At 72.1% G+C, this 16981-nt stretch carries 13 protein-coding genes and 1 tRNA gene; 7 read left to right on the top strand and 7 right to left on the bottom strand.

What is annotated here, in order from left to right; all coding sequences use genetic code 11:
- The first annotated feature begins 25 nt into the window (after window positions 1-25).
- Window positions 26-1297, top strand: coding sequence for a M6 family metalloprotease domain-containing protein (locus ACIQFX_RS24435; protein WP_402467031.1), 1272 nt, complete (start codon window positions 26-28; stop codon window positions 1295-1297).
- 99 nt (window positions 1298-1396) lie between these two features.
- Here the strand turns inward: ACIQFX_RS24435 and ACIQFX_RS24440 are convergent, their stop codons facing one another.
- Complete coding sequence (locus ACIQFX_RS24440; protein ID WP_402467034.1) at window positions 1397-3007, bottom strand: class I adenylate-forming enzyme family protein; 1611 nt, start codon at window positions 3005-3007, stop codon at window positions 1397-1399.
- 128 nt (window positions 3008-3135) lie between these two features.
- On the opposite strand from ACIQFX_RS24440, the gene ACIQFX_RS24445 reads away from it, so the two are divergent.
- The 3 genes from ACIQFX_RS24445 (at window position 3136) to ACIQFX_RS24455 (ending at window position 6245) form a co-directional block, all read left to right on the top strand.
- Window positions 3136-3208, top strand: a tRNA-Arg gene (locus ACIQFX_RS24445).
- A gap of 184 nt (window positions 3209-3392) precedes the next feature.
- Window positions 3393-4853, top strand: a complete 1461-nt coding sequence (locus ACIQFX_RS24450; RefSeq protein ID WP_402467037.1) for a basic amino acid/polyamine antiporter — start codon at window positions 3393-3395, stop codon at window positions 4851-4853.
- 129 nt (window positions 4854-4982) lie between these two features.
- The gene (locus tag ACIQFX_RS24455) at window positions 4983-6245 is read left to right on the top strand and encodes an arginine deiminase (protein ID WP_402467039.1); all 1263 of its coding nucleotides are present in this window, start codon (window positions 4983-4985) and stop codon (window positions 6243-6245) included.
- Window positions 6246-6380: 135 nt separating this feature from the next.
- On the opposite strand, the gene ACIQFX_RS24460 is transcribed toward ACIQFX_RS24455, so the two are convergent.
- The 4 genes from ACIQFX_RS24460 to ACIQFX_RS24475 form a co-directional block, all read right to left on the bottom strand.
- Complete coding sequence (locus tag ACIQFX_RS24460; protein WP_402467041.1) at window positions 6381-6881, bottom strand: DUF1269 domain-containing protein; 501 nt, start codon at window positions 6879-6881, stop codon at window positions 6381-6383.
- A gap of 82 nt (window positions 6882-6963) precedes the next feature.
- Entirely contained in the window at window positions 6964-7683 is a 720-nt protein-coding gene (locus ACIQFX_RS24465) for a hypothetical protein (RefSeq protein ID WP_402467044.1), read from the bottom strand.
- Window positions 7684-7697: 14 nt separating this feature from the next.
- The gene (locus ACIQFX_RS24470) at window positions 7698-8792 is read right to left on the bottom strand and encodes a chemotaxis protein (RefSeq protein WP_402467047.1); all 1095 of its coding nucleotides are present in this window, start codon (window positions 8790-8792) and stop codon (window positions 7698-7700) included.
- Window positions 8793-8906: 114 nt separating this feature from the next.
- Window positions 8907-9455: a DUF1269 domain-containing protein gene (locus tag ACIQFX_RS24475; RefSeq protein WP_402467050.1), complete on the bottom strand. Its 549-nt coding sequence runs from the start codon at window positions 9453-9455 to the stop codon at window positions 8907-8909.
- A gap of 178 nt (window positions 9456-9633) precedes the next feature.
- On the opposite strand from ACIQFX_RS24475, the gene ACIQFX_RS24480 reads away from it, so the two are divergent.
- Entirely contained in the window at window positions 9634-10086 is a 453-nt protein-coding gene (locus ACIQFX_RS24480; RefSeq protein ID WP_402467052.1) for an SRPBCC family protein, read from the top strand.
- A gap of 82 nt (window positions 10087-10168) precedes the next feature.
- On the opposite strand, the gene ACIQFX_RS24485 is transcribed toward ACIQFX_RS24480, so the two are convergent.
- The gene (locus tag ACIQFX_RS24485; protein WP_402467055.1) at window positions 10169-12091 is read right to left on the bottom strand and encodes an MFS transporter; all 1923 of its coding nucleotides are present in this window, start codon (window positions 12089-12091) and stop codon (window positions 10169-10171) included.
- Window positions 12092-12318: 227 nt separating this feature from the next.
- Window positions 12319-14973, bottom strand: a complete 2655-nt coding sequence (locus tag ACIQFX_RS24490; RefSeq protein WP_402467057.1) for a serine hydrolase — start codon at window positions 14971-14973, stop codon at window positions 12319-12321.
- A gap of 162 nt (window positions 14974-15135) precedes the next feature.
- Between ACIQFX_RS24490 and ACIQFX_RS24495 the strand changes: the two genes are divergently transcribed.
- The gene (locus ACIQFX_RS24495; protein ID WP_402467060.1) at window positions 15136-15837 is read left to right on the top strand and encodes a GPP34 family phosphoprotein; all 702 of its coding nucleotides are present in this window, start codon (window positions 15136-15138) and stop codon (window positions 15835-15837) included.
- Window positions 15838-16029: 192 nt separating this feature from the next.
- Window positions 16030-16890 (top strand): helix-turn-helix domain-containing protein, encoded by an 861-nt coding sequence (locus ACIQFX_RS24500; RefSeq protein ID WP_402467063.1) that lies wholly within the window; start codon window positions 16030-16032, stop codon window positions 16888-16890.
- Window positions 16891-16981: the final 91 nt, after the last annotated feature.

Raw genomic sequence — 16981 nt, forward strand, 5'->3', positions numbered from 1 at the left:
CTGCCCCCACCGGAGAGGCGCCCGTATGCAGCACCCCCGCCGACGGATACGCAGACCCGTCGCCCTGGCGGCGATCACGGCCCTCTCCCTCACGCTGCTCGCCTCCGCGAGCACCACCCTCCCCGGCCCCGCCCCGGCGACGGCCGGCCCGATCGCCGCCGCACCCGGCGGCGCCCAGCTGGGACCGTGCCGCATCGCCACCACGATGGGCGTGCAGATGTCGGAAGGGCTGCCCACCGCCCCCGGATACGTCCGCTCCACGGGCCAGGTCAGGGCCCTCAACCTGATGATCGACTTCCCCGACGCGCCCGGGGACGGCACCGCGACCAGCCGCTTCGACGAGTTCTTCCCGCAGACCGCCGACTGGTTCCGCACCAGCTCGTACGGCCGCCTCCACTACCTGGCCGAGATCCCCATACCCGACTGGCTCCGCATGCCCAAGGCGTTCTCCGCGTACGGGATCGAGCGCGGCTCACCGTACGAGCCCGGCTACCGCTCCCTCGTCGAGGACATCGTCAAGGCCGCCGACGCCCGGGTCGACTTCAGCGCCTACGACCTGGTCAACGTCCTGGTCACGCCCAACGCCGGCCCCTCCGCCCTCGACACCGTCCTGTCCGTCACCTTCTCCGGCAACGACGACGCCCCCTACGCCGACGGCGTCCCGCTCGCCAACACGTCCTTCGTCTACAGCCGCCAGGACGACGGCTCCGGCAGCTTCGCCGAGACCGGCTACCGCGTCCTCCCCCACGAGAACGGCCACGTCTTCGGCCTGCCCGACCTCTACACCTCGGACGGCGGCGGCACCGTCGGACACTGGGACATCATGTCCGAGGACTGGGGCGCCAACAACGACCTCCTCGGCTGGCACAAATGGAAGCTCGGCTGGCTCGACAACGACCAGGTCAGCTGCGCCTCGGACGCCGGCACCGGCGACTACACCCTCACCCCCCTCGCCGTCCCCGGCGGCCCCAAGCTCGCCTTCGTCCCCCTCTCCGGCACCTCCGGCTACGCCGTCGAGGTCCGCAGCAAGGACGGCAACGACGAGGCCGTCTGCGAACAGGGCGTCCTCGTCTACCGCGTCGAATCCGACGTCGACACCGGCCACGGCCCCGTCACCGTCTCCGACAGCGACCACGCCAGCGGCGGCTGCACCCGCCGCGCCAACGTCCACGCCGAACTCTCCGACGCCCCCTACCGCCCCGGCGAAACCTTCACCGACCGCGCCAACGGCATCCGCATCACCGTCCTCGACGAAGACCCCACCGGCGCCTACCGCGTCCGCATCACCCGCCACTGACGGGCGGCGCGCGGGACGGGACGGGCCCGTGACCACCTGGGGCCATGAGGGACGGCCCGGGAGCAGGCACCCCGACGCGTCCCTCCCGACCTTCCGGGGTCACTCGCCCCCGACGTCCGCCCTCAGCTCCCGCTTGAGGATCTTCCCGGTCGGGTTCCGCGGCAGCTCCCCCTCCCGTACGTAGACGCGGGCGGGCACCTTGAACACGGCGAGGCGCGACCCGACATGGGCGCGGAGCCGCTCCACGTCACGGTCCGCGCCGGCGCGCAGCCGCACGACGGCCACGACCTCCTCCCCGAGCAGCGGGTGCGGGACGCCGAGCACGGCGGCGTCGACGACGTCGGGGTGGTCGTGCAGCACGGCCTCGACCTCGACGCAGTACACGTTCTCCCCGCCGCGGATCACCATGTCGGTGATCCGGTCGACGATGCTCACCCGCCCGTCCTCGTCCACGCGCGCGAGGTCCCCGGTCCTGAACCAGCCGTCCTCGGCGAACGCGGCGCGGGTGGCCTCCTCGTTCCCCCAGTACCCGCGGATCAGGCACTGGCCCCGCAGCCACAGCTCCCCCACGCCGGTCCCGTCCGGCCGGTGGATCCGCACCTCGGTCACCGGCGAGGGCCGCCCGACGCTCCCCGGATGGGCCCGGTACTCGGCCCCGACGTTGGACAGCACCCCGCCGCACGTCTCGGTGAGCCCGTACCCGTTCCGCGGTTCGATCCGCTGCCCGTACCCCTCCGTGAGCCCGGCGACGATGCCGGGCGGGGCGGCGGCGCCACCGGTGCTGAGCAGGGTGAGGGTCTCCAGGGCGTCGCCCGTCCCACGGGCGAGCGCGAGCAGCTGGAGCGCGGTGGTCGGCACGCCCGCGTAATGCGTGACACCTTCCTTCCGGATCAGCTCCAGGGCGACGGCGGCGTCCCACTTCCGCATCGTCACCAACGTCCCGCCGGCCGCCATCACCGCGTAGAACGACGTGAAGGCGGCCACGTGGAAGAACGGGAACGTCGTCAGCGACACCGGCGCGGGCCCGGTGCCCGGCAGGTCCCCGCGGGCGAGGGCCGCGGCGGCGGCGAAGTACCGAGGATTCGTCGCGGCCCCGATGTGTGCGAGATGCGTGGCCACGGCCCCCTTGGGCCGCCCGGTCGTCCCGGAGGTGTAGATGATCGTCGCGTCCTGCTCGGGCAGCACGTCCACCATCGGCGGGCCCAGGTACGGATCGTCGTCGGCGACGTACGCGACGAACCCTTCCTCCGCCTCCCCCCGGAAGACGATCCCGGGCACCCCGTGCCCGCCGGCCCAGGCCCGCACCCGCCCGACCCGCTCCCCGTCGACCAGCAGGATCCCCGGCGCGCAGTCGTCGAGCGCGTACGCGAACTCCTCCTCGGTCCACCAGGCGTTCAGCGGTACGGCGACCAGTCCGGCGAGCTGCGCGGCCCAGAAGGCCACCTGCCACTCGGGCAGATTGCGCATGGCGATGACGGCCCGGTCCCCCGGCCGCAACCCGTACTCCCCGACGAACCTGCGCGCCAGCCCGCAGGCCGCGTCGAAGAACTCCCGATAGGTGACCCGCTCGCCCTCGCCCACGAGGAACACCCGGTCCCCGTACCCCCACACCACCTCCACGAACTCCCGCAACGTCCGCGGCCCGTTCGCGTACACCCCGTCCACCACCTCGAACGGCGCCCCCTCCGCCGTCAGCCTCTCCACCACCACGCCACCCTCCTAAGCGCCCGCTCACCCACCCCCGCGACGCTATGCACCCCCTCCCACCCGGTCAACCCCACTCCCCCCACCACGCCACCCGCTACACTGACCCCGGCGACCAGACCCACTCGCCGACCGCCTTCGTAGCTCAGGGGATAGAGCACCGCTCTCCTAAAGCGGGTGTCGCAGGTTCGAATCCTGCCGGGGGCACGAGGCAAAAGGCACTTCCGGATTCTCCGGAGGTGCCTTTTGGCGTGTACGGCCGACATCGATGGCAGCGACCAGAGGATCACATCGGGACAAAGGGGTGGGGGTGGATTAGATTCCGGGGTGGGGTGGGGTGGTTCGTGTGCGGGTCGGCGGGGGGGCTTGAGCGCGAGGCACGAGGTGATGCATGGCCGACGTGGACCGTGGGGTCGAGGTGGGGGCGGGTGGGGCGCCGCCGGCGGCGAAGCTGACGTTGTTGACGCTGACCGCGATGGTGGTCGGGTCGATGGTGGGGGCGGGGGTGTTCTCGCTGCCGCGGAGGTTCGCGCAGGAGACGGGCGTGGCGGGGGCGCTGATCGCCTGGGCGGTCGCGGGGGTGGGCATGCTGATGCTCGCGTTCGTGTTCCAGACGCTGGCGGTGCGGAGGCCGGACCTGGACGCGGGTGTCTACGCGTACGCAAAGGCGGGGTTCGGGGAGTACCTGGGCTTCTTCTCGGCCTTCGGGTACTGGGCGAGCGCCTGCGTGGGGAACGTGACGTACTGGGTGCTGATCATGTCGACGGTCGGGGCGATCGCCCCGGCGCTGGGCGACGGAGACACGGCGCTCGCGATCGTGCTGTCGTCGGTGGGGCTGTGGGGGTTCTTCCTGCTGATCCGGCGGGGGGTCAAGGAGGCCGCGGCGATCAACCGGATCGTGACGGTCGCCAAGCTCGTCCCCATCCTGGTCTTCATCGTCCTGACGCTCTTCTACTTCGACGCGTCGGTGTTCGCGGACAACTTCGGCGGCGCCGACTACGCGGGCTCTCTCTTCAACCAGGTGCGCGGCACGATGCTGGCCACCGTGTTCGTCTTCCTGGGGGTGGAGGGCGCGAGCGTCTACTCGCGGCACGCGAAGCGGCGGGAGGACGTCGGGCGGGCGACGGTGCTGGGCTTCCTGAGCGTCTTCGCGATCTTCGCGTCGGTGACGATCGTGTCGTACGGGATCCTGCCGATGAGCGAGATCGCCGAGCTCCGGCAGCCGTCGATGGCGGGGGTCCTGGAGGCGGCCGTGGGCACCTGGGGCAAGGTGTTCGTGAGCGTCGGCCTGATCATTTCCGTCCTGGGCGCCTATCTCGCCTGGACGCTGATGGCGGCCGAGGTGCTGTTCGTCGCCGCCAAGGACAAGGACATGCCCCGGTTCCTGGGGCGGTCCAGCGGTGACGACGTGCCCGCCCCGGCGCTGCTGCTGACGACCTCGCTCAGCCAGGTCGTCCTGGTCGTCACGGCCTTCTCCGACGACGCGTTCAACTTCGCGCTCGACCTGACGAGCGCGCTGAGCCTCATCCCGTTCCTGCTGGCGGCCGGCTTCGCGGTGAAGATCGCGCTGAGGCCGCGGGCGGAGGGCACGGTGGGGGTGAGCACCCGGCGCGAGCTGGTCGTCGCCGCGGTCGCCACCCTCTACACCGCGTTCCTGCTCTTCGCGGCCGGGCTGAAGTTCGTCCTCGTCTCCTTCATCCTCTACGCCCCCGCCACCTTCCTGTTCGTCAAGGCCCGGCGGGAGCAGAACCGGCGGCTGTTCTCACCCGGCGAGGCCGTCCTCTGTGCGGTCTCGGTCGCCGGGGCGGCGGTCGGCGTCACCGCGCTCGCGCTGGGCTGGATCGAGCTGTGAGAGCTGTGAGAGCCGCGGGGAGCCGCGAGAGCCGCCGCTACCGCGCGCCCCGCCCGTCCGTCCGTTGTCCGCCCGCCCGCCGAACCGTTTCCCCTACGGCCGTCCCCCTTCAGGAAAGGCAGCAGCACGATGACTTCTGACACCTCGACGGGCACGCCCGTGCTCGGCGTCCACTCCGAGGTCGGGCGCCTGCGGAAGGTCCTGGTGTGCGCTCCGGGGCTCGCGCACCGGCGGTTGACCCCGACCAACTCCGACGACCTGCTGTTCGACGACGTGATGTGGGTGGAGAACGCGCAGAAGGACCACGCGGACTTCGTCGCCGAGCTGACGCGGCGCGGGGTGGAGGTGGTCGAGCTGCACCGGCTGCTCGCTGACACGATGGCGATCCCGGAGGCCCGGACGTGGCTCCTGGACCGGAAGATCGTCCCGAACGAGGTCGGTCTCGGGCTCGTCGACGACACCCGGGCGTTCCTGGAGTCGCTGCCGCCGCGCGAGTTGGCGGAGTTCCTCGTCGGCGGGCTGTCCACGGCGGACCTGCCGGACGAGTTCCGCTCCGGGTACGTGGCGCTGGCCCGGGAGGGCGTGGGTGCGCGCGAGTACCTGATGCCGCCGCTGCCGAACACGCTGTACACCCGCGACACGACCTGCTGGCTGTACGGGGGCGTGACCCTGAACCCGCTGTACTGGCCGGCCCGGCACGGCGAGACCCTCCTCATGAAGGCCGTCTACACCTTCCACCCCGAGTTCAAGGACGCGACGGTCTGGTGGGGCGACCCCGAACAGGACTGGGGGCAGGCGACGTTCGAGGGCGGCGACATCATGCCCGTCGGGAACGGCGTCGTGCTGATGGGGATGAGCGAGCGCACGTCGCGCCAGGCCATCACGCAGGTCGCCGCCGCGCTGTTCCGGAACGGCGCCGCCCGGCACGTGATCGTCGCCGGGATGCCGAAGCTGCGCTCGGCCATGCACCTCGACACCGTGTTCACCTTCGCCGACCGCGACATCGTCACGCTCTACCCGACGATCATGGACGCCGTCCACACCTTCTCGCTGCGGCCGACCGACAAGGCGCCGGGGGTGGAGATCACCGACGAGGGCAGTACGCCGTTCGTCGACGTCGTGGCCAAGGGGCTCGGGCTGCCCGGACTTCGGGTGATCGAGACCGGCGGGGACGTCTACGCCTCCGAGCGCCAGCAGTGGGACAGCGGCAACAACGCCGTCGCCGTCGAGCCCGGCGTGGTCTTCACGTACGACCGCAACACCCAGACCAACGCCCTGCTGCGCAAGGCGGGGGTGGAGGTCGTCACCATCGTCGGCGCCGAGCTGGGCCGGGGGCGCGGCGGCGGGCACTGCATGACGTGTCCGCTGAGCCGGGACGCGGTCGACTTCTGAGACCCGGGGGGGGTGGGACCGGGGGTGGGCCCGGGGTGGGACCGGGGGCCGGGACGTCGGGCGGGCCGCCGTCCTCTCCGTGGTCGCGGAGGGGCGGCGGCCTTCGTCGGTGTTCCGGGGCGTACGGCTCCGGTGTCAGGCGGCCGCCTCGGGGCCCGCGAGCTGTTCGGCGAGTTCGCGCTCGCCGTCCTCCGGGAGGGAGGTCTTGAGGACGGTGCCGCCGAAGGGCTCCATGGCCGCGGCGAACCTCGACTCGGTGAGCTTGGAGGCCATGATCACGACGGCGGCCGAGCCGGGCTCCAGGAGGTCGCTGACCTTCTTGCGGAAGTCCTTGTCGACGCCCATCTGGTTGAGCTTGCCGATGAGGCCGCCGATGGCCGCGCCCACCACGCCCATGACCGGGGTGAGGATGACCATCCCGAAGACCAGGCCCCAGAGGGCGCCGGCCGTGGCCGAGAGGGCGATCTCCTCGCTCTTCGCGGGGGTGTCCACATGGGTCTCGCCGTCCTCGTCGACCTTGACGACGGCGAGGCCGGTGAGGGTGACGACGTGGTCGTCGCGGAGCTTCTGGACCGTCTTGAAGGCCTTGGTCGCGACGGCGTGGTCGTCGTAGCCGATGACGATGAGTTCGGACATGCGGGTGATCCCCTCTCGGTTCTCGGTACCTCTGGGCTCGGTACCTCTGGGCTCGGCACCTCTGGGCTCAGTACCTCTGGGCTCAGTACCTCTGGGCTTTGGTGAGCCTCGGCGTCAGCACCGGTTGGGCCGGCTCGCGGCTGATGACCAGGGGCTGGGCGCGGCCGCCGGGCGGGAGGTCCTCCGCTCCGGTGAACTGGGTCTCGACGACCTTGCCGGAGGGGTCGAGGAAGTCGACCTGGACGGCGTAGGAGGCCTGCGCGTTCGTCTTGTTGGTGATGGTGACGACGACGGCGAGCAGGCCGCCGGTGTCGGCCCGGGGCTTGCCGGTCATCGCGACCTCGTTCAGGGCGTTGCCCCTGCCCTCGACGCCCTTCAGGACGTTCTCGGCGGCCTGCCGGGAGCGTTCGACCTCCGCGCCGATCGACGCCTTGCGCTCGGCCTCCCGCGCGGAGGCCGAAGCGGCGGCGGACGCCGCGGACGCCTGGGCGGAGGCGATGCGCGACTCCGCCGCCGAGGCGACGTTGGAAGGCGGCGCGCCGGAGAACGAAGCGGTGTCCGGCGGCGAGGGGCGGTCGCTGAACGTCGGGGTGGAGCTGCTGTCGTCTCCGCCGCCGTCGCAGGCCGCGAGGGTGGCCGCGCCGAGCGTGGTGAGGACGACGGCCAGGGCGGCGCCCGCCGCCCTGGCCCGGGCGGTCCCGCCCCGGGTCGTCCTGGTCCTGATCGGTCGTCGTCGCCCGTGGGGTTCCGAGCCGTGCACGTCGGTGTCCTCCGGTGCCTCGTGGGGATCGGGATCGGTCATGGTCGGCGGCGCGGTCAGTAGCGCAGTACGGCGGCGATGCGGGCCGAGTCCGTGAGGGCGTCGTCGGGTACGAACCGCACCTCGGCGCCCGTCTCCAGGGCCTGTTCGACGATCTCGTCCACGATGTCGTCGCGGGAGTCGAGGTCGGAGCTCTTCGCGGGTTCGAGGTGGTCGCCGTAGTCGCGCACGGTGGTGCGGAAGTGCTCCTCGACGGCGAGCAGCCGGATCCGCCCGTCCTGCACGGCCCGGTGGACCTCGTCGAGGCCGCCGGCGTACTCGTGCCGGCCGCGTGCCGCGTCCAGCTCGGCCAGGACGGTGGTGGTCAGGGCCTCCCGCTGCGCGGCGAGGAGCGGGGCGAGCGCCGTGCGCACGGCCTCCCCCGGTCCGGCGGCGAGGCCGCCGTGGGGGACGGAGGTCGTGCCCTGCGGCAGGGGGCCGGTCTCCTCCAGGAGGGCGACCGCGGGCGCCTCGCCGATCACGTACAGCAGGCGGGGCGCGGCGGCGAGGACGGTCCGCAGTGCCTCGTGCGCCTCGCGGAAGAAGGACCGCGCGTCCTCGTCGCGGAAGGTGCTCGGCAGGTCGCCGACGCGTTCCTTGCGCTCCGCGTCCGGGTCGGCGAGGCTCCGCGTCAGCGGGAAGCCGTCCTCCGTGTGCTCCTCGGCCCGCTCCGGCCCGCCGCTCCACAGCGAGATCCGGTCCGCGGCCAGGGCCAGCGCCCAGTACGGCCGTTCGGCGGCCTCGGCGGCGACGAGGTTGCGGGTCAGGAAGGTGTCGGCGAGGACGACGCGTTCGGGGACGCTCCGGGCCAGCGACCACACGTGGTGCTCGCCGGGGGCCACATGGATGACGAGGCCCTCCTCGGCGTGGGCGAGGTCCACGTCGGCGGCGGCCCGCTCCAGCTCGCTCAGCACGTCCGCGCGCCGCTCCCGGGTGACGGCGGGGTCCTCCTGGAGGGCCTTCTCCGCCCGGGCCAGCAGGTTGCGCAGCCGTACGGGGTCCTGGGTGTTGTCCGGCTCGCGGCGGTGGGTCGGCATCACGAGCGACAGGGCGGGGTAGGGCCGGGGACGCCGGAGGTCGGCGAGCACGTCGGTGCTGAGCGCGGGGTGCATGGGGGACCTTTCGCGTGAGGGGCGGCGGGGGCCGGTGGTTGCCGGCCGGTGCCGTGGGGCCGTAGGGGCGTGGGGGCTGGCGGGGCTGTGGGTGCCGGGGGCTGGAGGCCGGGGCTACTGGGATCCCGGACCGGGACCAGAGCCGGGACCAGGGCCGGGATCGGAGCCGGGACCAGGGCCGGGCCCGGTGAGTTGCTCGCCCAGTTCCTTCTCGTCCTGGTCGCTGAGCGAGGTCTTCAGGAGCGTGCCGCCGTGCTGCTGCATGGCCGCGGTGAACTTGTCCTCGGTGAGCTTCGACGCCATGAGGACCACGGCCGCGGAGCCCGGCTTGAGCAGGTCGCCGACCTGCTCGCGGAACTGTTCGTCGACTCCGGACTTGCTGAGCCTGCCGACCAGGCCGCCGAGGGCGGCGCCGGTGAGGAGCCCGACGGCGGGCAGCAGGAAGAGGATTCCGAAGATCGCTCCCCACAGGGCTCCGGTGGCGGCGGTGACGCCGACGACGCGGCTGGACGTGTCGACGTGGGTGCGGCCCTCGGTGTCGACGGAGACGACCGCGAGTCCGTTCAGGCGCACGATCTGGTCGCGCTGGAGCTCCTGCACCGTGCCGAAGGCCTGCTCGGCCCGGTCGAGGTCGTCGTAACCGATGACGATGAGCTCGGACATCCCTGTCCACCTCCCGGGGGCGCCGCGGGGGCACCAAGGTCCACGATTCGCCATCCTCGTCCGGAATGTCCGCGTTCGCGACTCGGTGGGCCCTGCCGGGGCCGGCACGCCACCCCCTGACAGGGCACCCACCCCCTAGCATCGGAGCGTGATCACGTACGGCCGGGGGGGAACGGCGATGACGACAGGCGCGGCGGTCCCGCTGCCGTTCGTGGACGAGCACACCGTGACGGTGGACGCCGGGGCGGAGGAGCTGTGGCACCGGCTCCTCACCCGCCTGGACCGCTCGCTGTCCGGTGCGGGCGGGGCGCGTTACGTCCGGCTGGTGGGCGGTGATCCGCGGGAGGCGGCCGGGCCGCGACCGCTCACGGAGGGATCGGCGTACCCCGGCTTCCGGGTGGTCGCGGCCGTGCCGGGGCGGGAGCTGGCGCTCGCGGGCTCGCACCGGTTCTCCACGTACAGCCTGGTCTTCCGGCTGGAGCCCCTGGAGGACGGCCGCACGCGGCTGGCCGCCGAGACCCGGGCCGCGTTCCCCGGGGTGGCGGGGCGGATCTACCGGCTCCTCGTCATCGGCAGCGGCGGCCACGCCCTCGGCATGCGACGGATGCTCGCCGGCTACCGCGAGCCGTGACCTGCCCGCACGGACAGGGCGTTGTTCCCCGCCCGTACGGGAGGTACCCGCGCGGCGCGGTGGATCGGCGGAGCTCCTCGGCTCAGCGGAGCTCCTCCGGGCAGGCCGTGCCGCGGGAGAGCTTGTAGGGGGCGGCGAGGCGGTAGACGCCCGCCTTGGGGGCGACGAGGGTGGTCCATTCGTCGCCCTCGACGTCCGCCTCGGTCTTGAAGAGGCAGCCCTGCTCGTTGGCGAACACCTTCGGGAGCTCGGTCTCGGACTCCTCGCGGGCCAGCTTGGAGGCCTCGGTCTCCTGGGGCGCCTCGATCTTGCCGCCCTTGTCGTCGACGAGGGCGAGCCAGGGCGAGTACGGGACGCGGATGAGGACGCGGCCGGGACTGCCGACCCGGATGACGACCTCGTTCTCCGCCGCGCTGACGACCTGCGCGGGCGGCTCCGCGAGCGGCGTCGGGCCCTCGACCTCGTAGAGGCGCCAGTTCTCGTCCGACCAGACCTGCTTCAGGTACGGCAGGCCGCCCTCGACCAGCTCCGCCTCGCGCTCGGCGCCCGAGTCGGGGGCGCCGGTGGGCAGGACGACGTAGTGGACGGCCCACCGGTCGAGCCAGTCCTGGTAGTTCACGGCGTTGAGGGTGTCGTCGTAGAAGAGCGGGTTGCGCTCCATGTCGGCCTGCCGGTTCCAGCCCCGCGCGAGGTTGATGTACGGGCTGAGGGCGGAGGACTCGCGGTGGCTGGAGGCCGGCACGACCTCGACCCGCGCCTTGCGGGCGTCCCGCACCTGGAGCTGGTTGACCAGCGGGGCGAGCTCGCGCGCCCAGGAGGCGTCCGGGGCGGTGCGGATGACGTCGTCGACGCCCTTGAAGCCGATCCAGAAGTTCAGCCCGGCGAAGGCGAGCAGCAGGGCGTACCAGCGGCGCGAGCGCGGCGCGGTGTACGGCAGGGCGGCGAGCAGCACGACGCCGGCGAAGAGCATCGGAAGCCGCGAGATGTTCGAGCCGATCTGCGAGTCGATCAGCCAGGTGAGCAGCGTGCCGACCGTGTACACGGCGGCGGCCGTGCGGACCGTGCGCCAGTCCGCCGGGACGAGGAGGAAGACGAGCACCCCGAAGAGCAGGGGCAGCGCGGTCGAGCCGAAGGCCATCGGCTGCGTACCGGAGAAGGGGAAGAGCCAGGAGGACAGGGCGACGACGGCCACCGGGGCCAGGCCGAGGGCGTACGCGCCGGGGCGCCGCTTGTTGAGGAACAGCGCCGCCGCCGCGATCCCGAGGAACAGTCCGGCGACCGGGCTGCACGCGGTCGCGAGGCCTGCGAGCGGCGCGGCGACCGCGGCCTTCGCCCAGCGTTTGCGGCGCCAGCGGTGCGGCCAGCAGAAGACGGCGGCGACCGCGCCGAGCGCGAACATCATACCGAGGCCGAAGGTGACCCGCCCCGACAGGGCGTTGCAGAGGAAGGCGAACACGGCCGCGACCGAGCAGGCCAGCGGATTGCGGACCGCCGGGACCCGGACCAGGATCAGCGCCGTCAGCGCGGCCGACAGCGTGCCGGCCGCCATCATCGTGCTGCGGACGCCGAGCAGCGACATCAGGTACGGCGAGACGACGCTGTACGAGACGGGGTGCATCCCGCCGTACCAGGCCAGGTTGTACGCGGAGTCCGGGTGCCGTCCGACGAACTCGGCCCACGCGTCCTGCGCGGCCAGGTCCCCTCCGCTGTTCGCGAAGAAGAAGAACCACAGGATGTGGGTGACGGCGGCGAGCCCGGCGGCCGCCATGACCGTGTAGCGCCGCTTGCGCCGCGGGGCGGCGACGAGCTGCGGCGTCGAGGAGGGCGCGGGGGCCGGGCGCTGAGTCGGAAGCACTATTCGCGAAAGCGAAGAGCGTCCGGTATCGGTACCGGATTCGCCGTCAGCTTCGCCGGTGTCGCGGGCTTCGCGTGGGTCACGCGTCTCACCGTAGACGTCGGGGGCGGAGTCCGCGCGGTCGGCGCGTGTCGGCTCGGCGGTGGTCACTGCGGCCCTTTCCCGTGCTTCCCGTGCTTCCCGTGTTTCCCGTACTTCCCGTCTCGCTGCCCGCTGCTCGCTTGCCGCTTGTCTCTGCTCGCTTCTCACTCGCCGCTTGCCGCTTGCCGCTTGCCGCACGGATCGCTCGCGCTGCTTCTCGTCCCCCGAGACGCTAACAGCAGGGCGCCCCGGGAATCCGGGGCGCCCGCCGATCGCGCGATCCTCAGCCGGGCCGGTCAGCCCAGGCGCGTGAGCTTCTTGTCGAAGCCCGGCTCCAGGAGGTCGGCCTGGAGGGCGACCGGGGAGCTGACCTTGCCGGCGCCGGTGCCGATGGACACCGTGCCGATGACGTCGCCCGCCTTGCCGGAGTGCGGGACGGCCTTGCCGCCGTCGGTGAGCTCCAGCTTCACCTCGAGGCCCGGCCAGCCGATGGCCTTGAGCTCCTTGGTGGCCACGACCGGGGTCCGGCCGCCGAGGCCGTCGTCGATGTAGCCGAGGACCTGGCCCTTCTCGACCACGGCGGCGGAGGTGACGAGCTTCTGCGCCCGCTTGATCACCTTGAGGCTGTTGTCGATGGCGAGCTGGAGCTTGTCGTTGAGGACCTTGGCGTCCTTCGCCCCCATGACGATGCCGAGGATGCGGCGGTTCTGGCCGTCGACCACGGTGTTCGCCGACCAGAGCAGGTTGCCGCCGGCCGGGGTGGAGGAGCCGGTCTTGATGCCGTTCACACCGTCTTCGAGCAGGATGTTGTTGTTGTTCTCGATCCGGCCGGGGATGCCGTCGACCGTCATGTTCGGCATGTTCACGATCTCGCGGAACACGTCGTACTGCATGACCGCCTTCGCCAGCCGCAGCTGGTCCTGCGGGGTCGACATGGTGGTGTCGAGCAGACCGGACGGGTCCGTGTAGACGGACTGGTTCATGCCCAGGTCCTTGGCCGCCGCGTTCATCTTCTCGACGAACGCGGACTCCGAACCGGCGTCCCAGCGGGCGAGCAGCCGCGCCACGTTGTTCGCGGAGGGGACCATCAGGAGCTCGAGCAACTCCTTCTGCGTGTAGGTCTGCCCCTCCTTGACCGCCGCCGTCGACTCGTGCTCCGCACCGGCCTGCTCGGCGGCCTTCCTGTCGATCGTGATCCTCGGCCCGGTCTCCGCGCCCTTGATCGGGTGGTCGCGGAGGATCACGTACGCCGTCATCGTCTTCGTGACGCTCGCGATCGGGGCCGGCGTCTGCGGCCCGTACATGCCCATGTAGCCGACGCCCTCGACCTCGACGGCACCCTGGCCCTCGTTCGGCCACGCCATGTCCAGCGCGCCGCCCTCGAACGTGAACGTCGGCGCCGCCGTCAGGGTCAGCACCGGCGCCGGCAGCGGTCGCACCATCTGCACGATCGCAAAGACGATCAGCAGGAGCAGGACCAGTGGCGTCCAGATCCTGACCCGCCGCAGCGTCGTCCGCACGGCCGTCGGCGCCGGCGGCGGCGTGTTCGTCAGCTCCGCGAGCAGGTCCAGCGGCGGCAGCGGCGGCAACGGCTGCTGCCGCGTCCGCTCCGGCTCCGCGAGCGCGGCGGGCGGCACGGCCGCGGCCCGCTGCGCGGGTTCGGTGGCCTTGGCGGGTTTGGCGGGCGCCGGGGCCGGTGCGGCACCCTTGGCGGGCGCGGAAGCCGGGGTCGACGCGGCACTCTTGGCGGGCACCGGCGCCGGCTCGGCCTTGGCGCCCTTGGCGGCGGAGGCCGCCGCGGTCTCCCGCGCCTCCTCGGCCTTCCGCTCGGCGGGGATGTCCGCGCGCAGCGGCAGGAACGTGCTGGTGCGCTCGCTGTCGGGATCGCCCGCCAGGCCCGCCGGAAGCTTCAGCGCCGTCGTCGGCTGGTCGACGGCGGGTCCGGCCGGCGGCCGGACCATCTTGAACATGGTCGTCGGCTGGTCGACGGGCTTGTCGTCGGCGTCCGACTCGTCGTCGACGCCCGGCCCGTCCGCCGCACCGTCCCCGGCGGCCCTCTCAGCCGCCGGCTTCGCGTCCGCCGGCGACTTCGCGTCCGCCGGCGACTTCCCGTCCGCCGCCGGCTTCTCGGCCGCCTCCGCGGGCGCTGCCGTCTTCCGGGCGGCGAACCACGACGCGGCGGGAGCCTTGTCCTCGGCGGGAGCCTTGTCCTCGGCGGGAGCCTTGTCCTCGGCGGGAGCCTTGTCCTCGGCGGGAGTCTTCTCCGCGACCGGCACCTCGTCGCCCTCGTCGTCCACCTCGGGCTCGGGCTCGTCCTCTGCCTCGGGCTCGCCGTCCCGCTCGTCGCCCTCGGAGCCGTCACCCTCGCCCTCAGGCGCGTCCACAGAGCCCTCAGAGCCCTCAGGGGCCTCGGAGGCCTCAGATGCCCCAGCGGCCTCGGAGTCGGCCTCAGCCCCGCCGTCAGCGTCGCCTCGGGCCCCGACTCCGGTCCCAGCCCCGCTCCCGGTCTCGCCGTCGGGCTTCTCCGCCGTGGCCATCCACGCCGACACAGCGGCCTTCAGGCGCGCGCTCTCCGGCTCGGCCGCGTCGCCGGCGGCCTCCACGGCCCCCGACGCGGCGTCAGCGTCCTCGGGTGCGTCGGCCAGGGCCTCGCCCGCGTCACCCGACTCGTCGGTCACGGCCACGGCCTCGCCCGCGTCGCCCGGCGCGTCCGTCGCCGGCTTCGGCGCGTCGTCCTCCGGGGTGCGCGGGGCGAGGGTCTTGAAGACGGCGGTCGGCTGGTCGACCTGGACCCGTGAGGCGGCCGCGGACGACGAGGGCTCTGAGTCGCGGAGTACGGCGAGCCGGGGATCCCTGCCGCCGCCGCTTGAGGCCGCCGTCTCCTGAGACGACCCCTGCTGCTCCGCCTTGTCGGGGGACTCGCCCGCCACCGTGCCTCCTCCATGCGTCATGCGTACGTCCGAACCGTGTACCAGTGTCCTGTGTGAACCCCTTGGCTCCCGTGCTAGACGAGAACGACATACCTACTGGTTCCCGGATTAACCACCCAGGCACTCTCGACAGATGAATGTGAGAGGGGTCACCCTGTCATTCATCCACGCGGGGAGGCATGGATGGGCAGGAGCCGCAGAACCATTCCGGAGGAGCTTCTGCTGCTCGCTCTGGACCCGACCACGGGTACCACAGCGCAGCCGCAGTCGCTCGACCTCGGTCTGGCCGGTGCACAGCTAGTGGAGCTGGCACTGGCAGGCCGGATAGCCCCTGACGGGGATCGTATCGCCGTGGTGATGCCACGGCCGACCGGAGATCCGACCTTGGACTCCGCACTGGAGCTGTTGCGCAGGCGCGGCAGCCCGGTTCGGGCCGTCCACTGGATCGGCGGACCCCGACTGGGGCTCCGTCAGACGTATCTCTCGCATCTGGAGCGATGCGGCATGGTGCATGCCGTGGAGGGCCAGATGTGCGGGGTGTTGCCGACGACTCGCTACCAGGCGACGGACACGGCGATCAGTCGGGAGATCCGCTCCCGGCTGGACAGTGCGATCCGCACCGGCGTACCGCCGGACCCGCGGACCGCGGCGCTTGCCGCGCTGGCCCACGCGGTCGGTCTCGGGAAGCACCTCTACCCCGGCAACGAAGGACGGTCGTCGCGGTCCCGGCTGCGCGACCTGATCCGGCACGACCCGATGGGCGGTCTCGTCGCGCACGCCGTGATGGACGTCCAGAACGGTGCCGCGGCGCAACCGCGCCGCGCGCCGGCCGCGGGTGTTCCGGCGCAACCGCGCGGCGGCATGGCCCGCGCGGCGGTGCACTGAACCACCACGTGACGGGGCTCTGAGCACCACGTACCCACACGGGAGCCGCACAGCTGTGCGGGGCGGTCTGGACGACCGCCCCGCACATGTGCGTTGTCGTCGTTTCCCAGCGCACATGTGCTCATTGGTGGCAGTCTGCCAAGCGATAGGTACTCACAGCTACGCAGCAGACCAGCCGGAGGTGCAGTTTCCGTGGCGTCCAGTGTCAACCCCACCGTCAGGCGACGCCGATTGGGCCAGGAGCTGCGCAAGCTCCGCGAGGCGAAGAACATGACGGCCGAACAGGTCGCCGAGCGCCTCCTCGTCTCCCAGTCCAAGATCAGCCGACTGGAGAACGGCCGCCGCTCCATCAGCCAGCGCGACGTCCGCGACCTGTGCGGGGTCTACGAGGTCGAGGACGAGCGCATGGTCGACTCCCTCATGCAGATGGCCAAGGACTCCCGCCAGCAGGGCTGGTGGCACGCCTTCGGCGACATCCCGTACAGCGTCTACATCGGCCTGGAGACGGACGCCGAGAGCCTGCGGATGTACGAGTCGCAGATCATCCCCGGACTGCTGCAGACGCCCGCGTACGCGGAGGCCGTGATCTCCGGCGCGATGCCGGAGTCGACGCCGGCGGACATCGAGAAGCGGGTCACGGTCCGCACCCGCCGCCAGGAGCGGATCCGGGACGAGGAGCGTCCGCTGCGGCTGTGGGCGGTGATCGACGAGGGCGCGCTGCACCGGATCGTCGGGAGCCGGCAGCTGATGGTGCAGCAGCTGGAGCACCTGATCGAGCAGTCGCACCTGCCGCACGTCACGGTGCAGGTGATCCCGTTCGAGATGGGCGCGCATCCGGGGATCAGCGGGCAGTACTCGATCCTGGAGTTCCCCGACACCTCCGACTCCAGCGTCGTGTACATCGAGGGTGTGACGAGCGACCTGTACCTGGAGAAGGCGCAGGACGTCAGCAAGTACAGCGTCATGTACGAGCACCTCAGGGCACAGGCGCTGAACGTGGACCAGACCCGCGAATTCATCGCGAAGATGGCCAAGAAGCACACCCAGGGCTGACCCGGCCCGGCCAGGGCGGGCACCGTACACCGCGTGATCGCTCCCACGGAAGTCCAGTTGGAATATGCCACCCGGTCGTGTGAACGCCGGT

Origin of the sequence: Streptomyces sp. NPDC093089, assembly GCF_044754405.1 — a bacterium.
Taxonomy (GTDB): Bacteria; Actinomycetota; Actinomycetes; order Streptomycetales; family Streptomycetaceae; genus Streptomyces.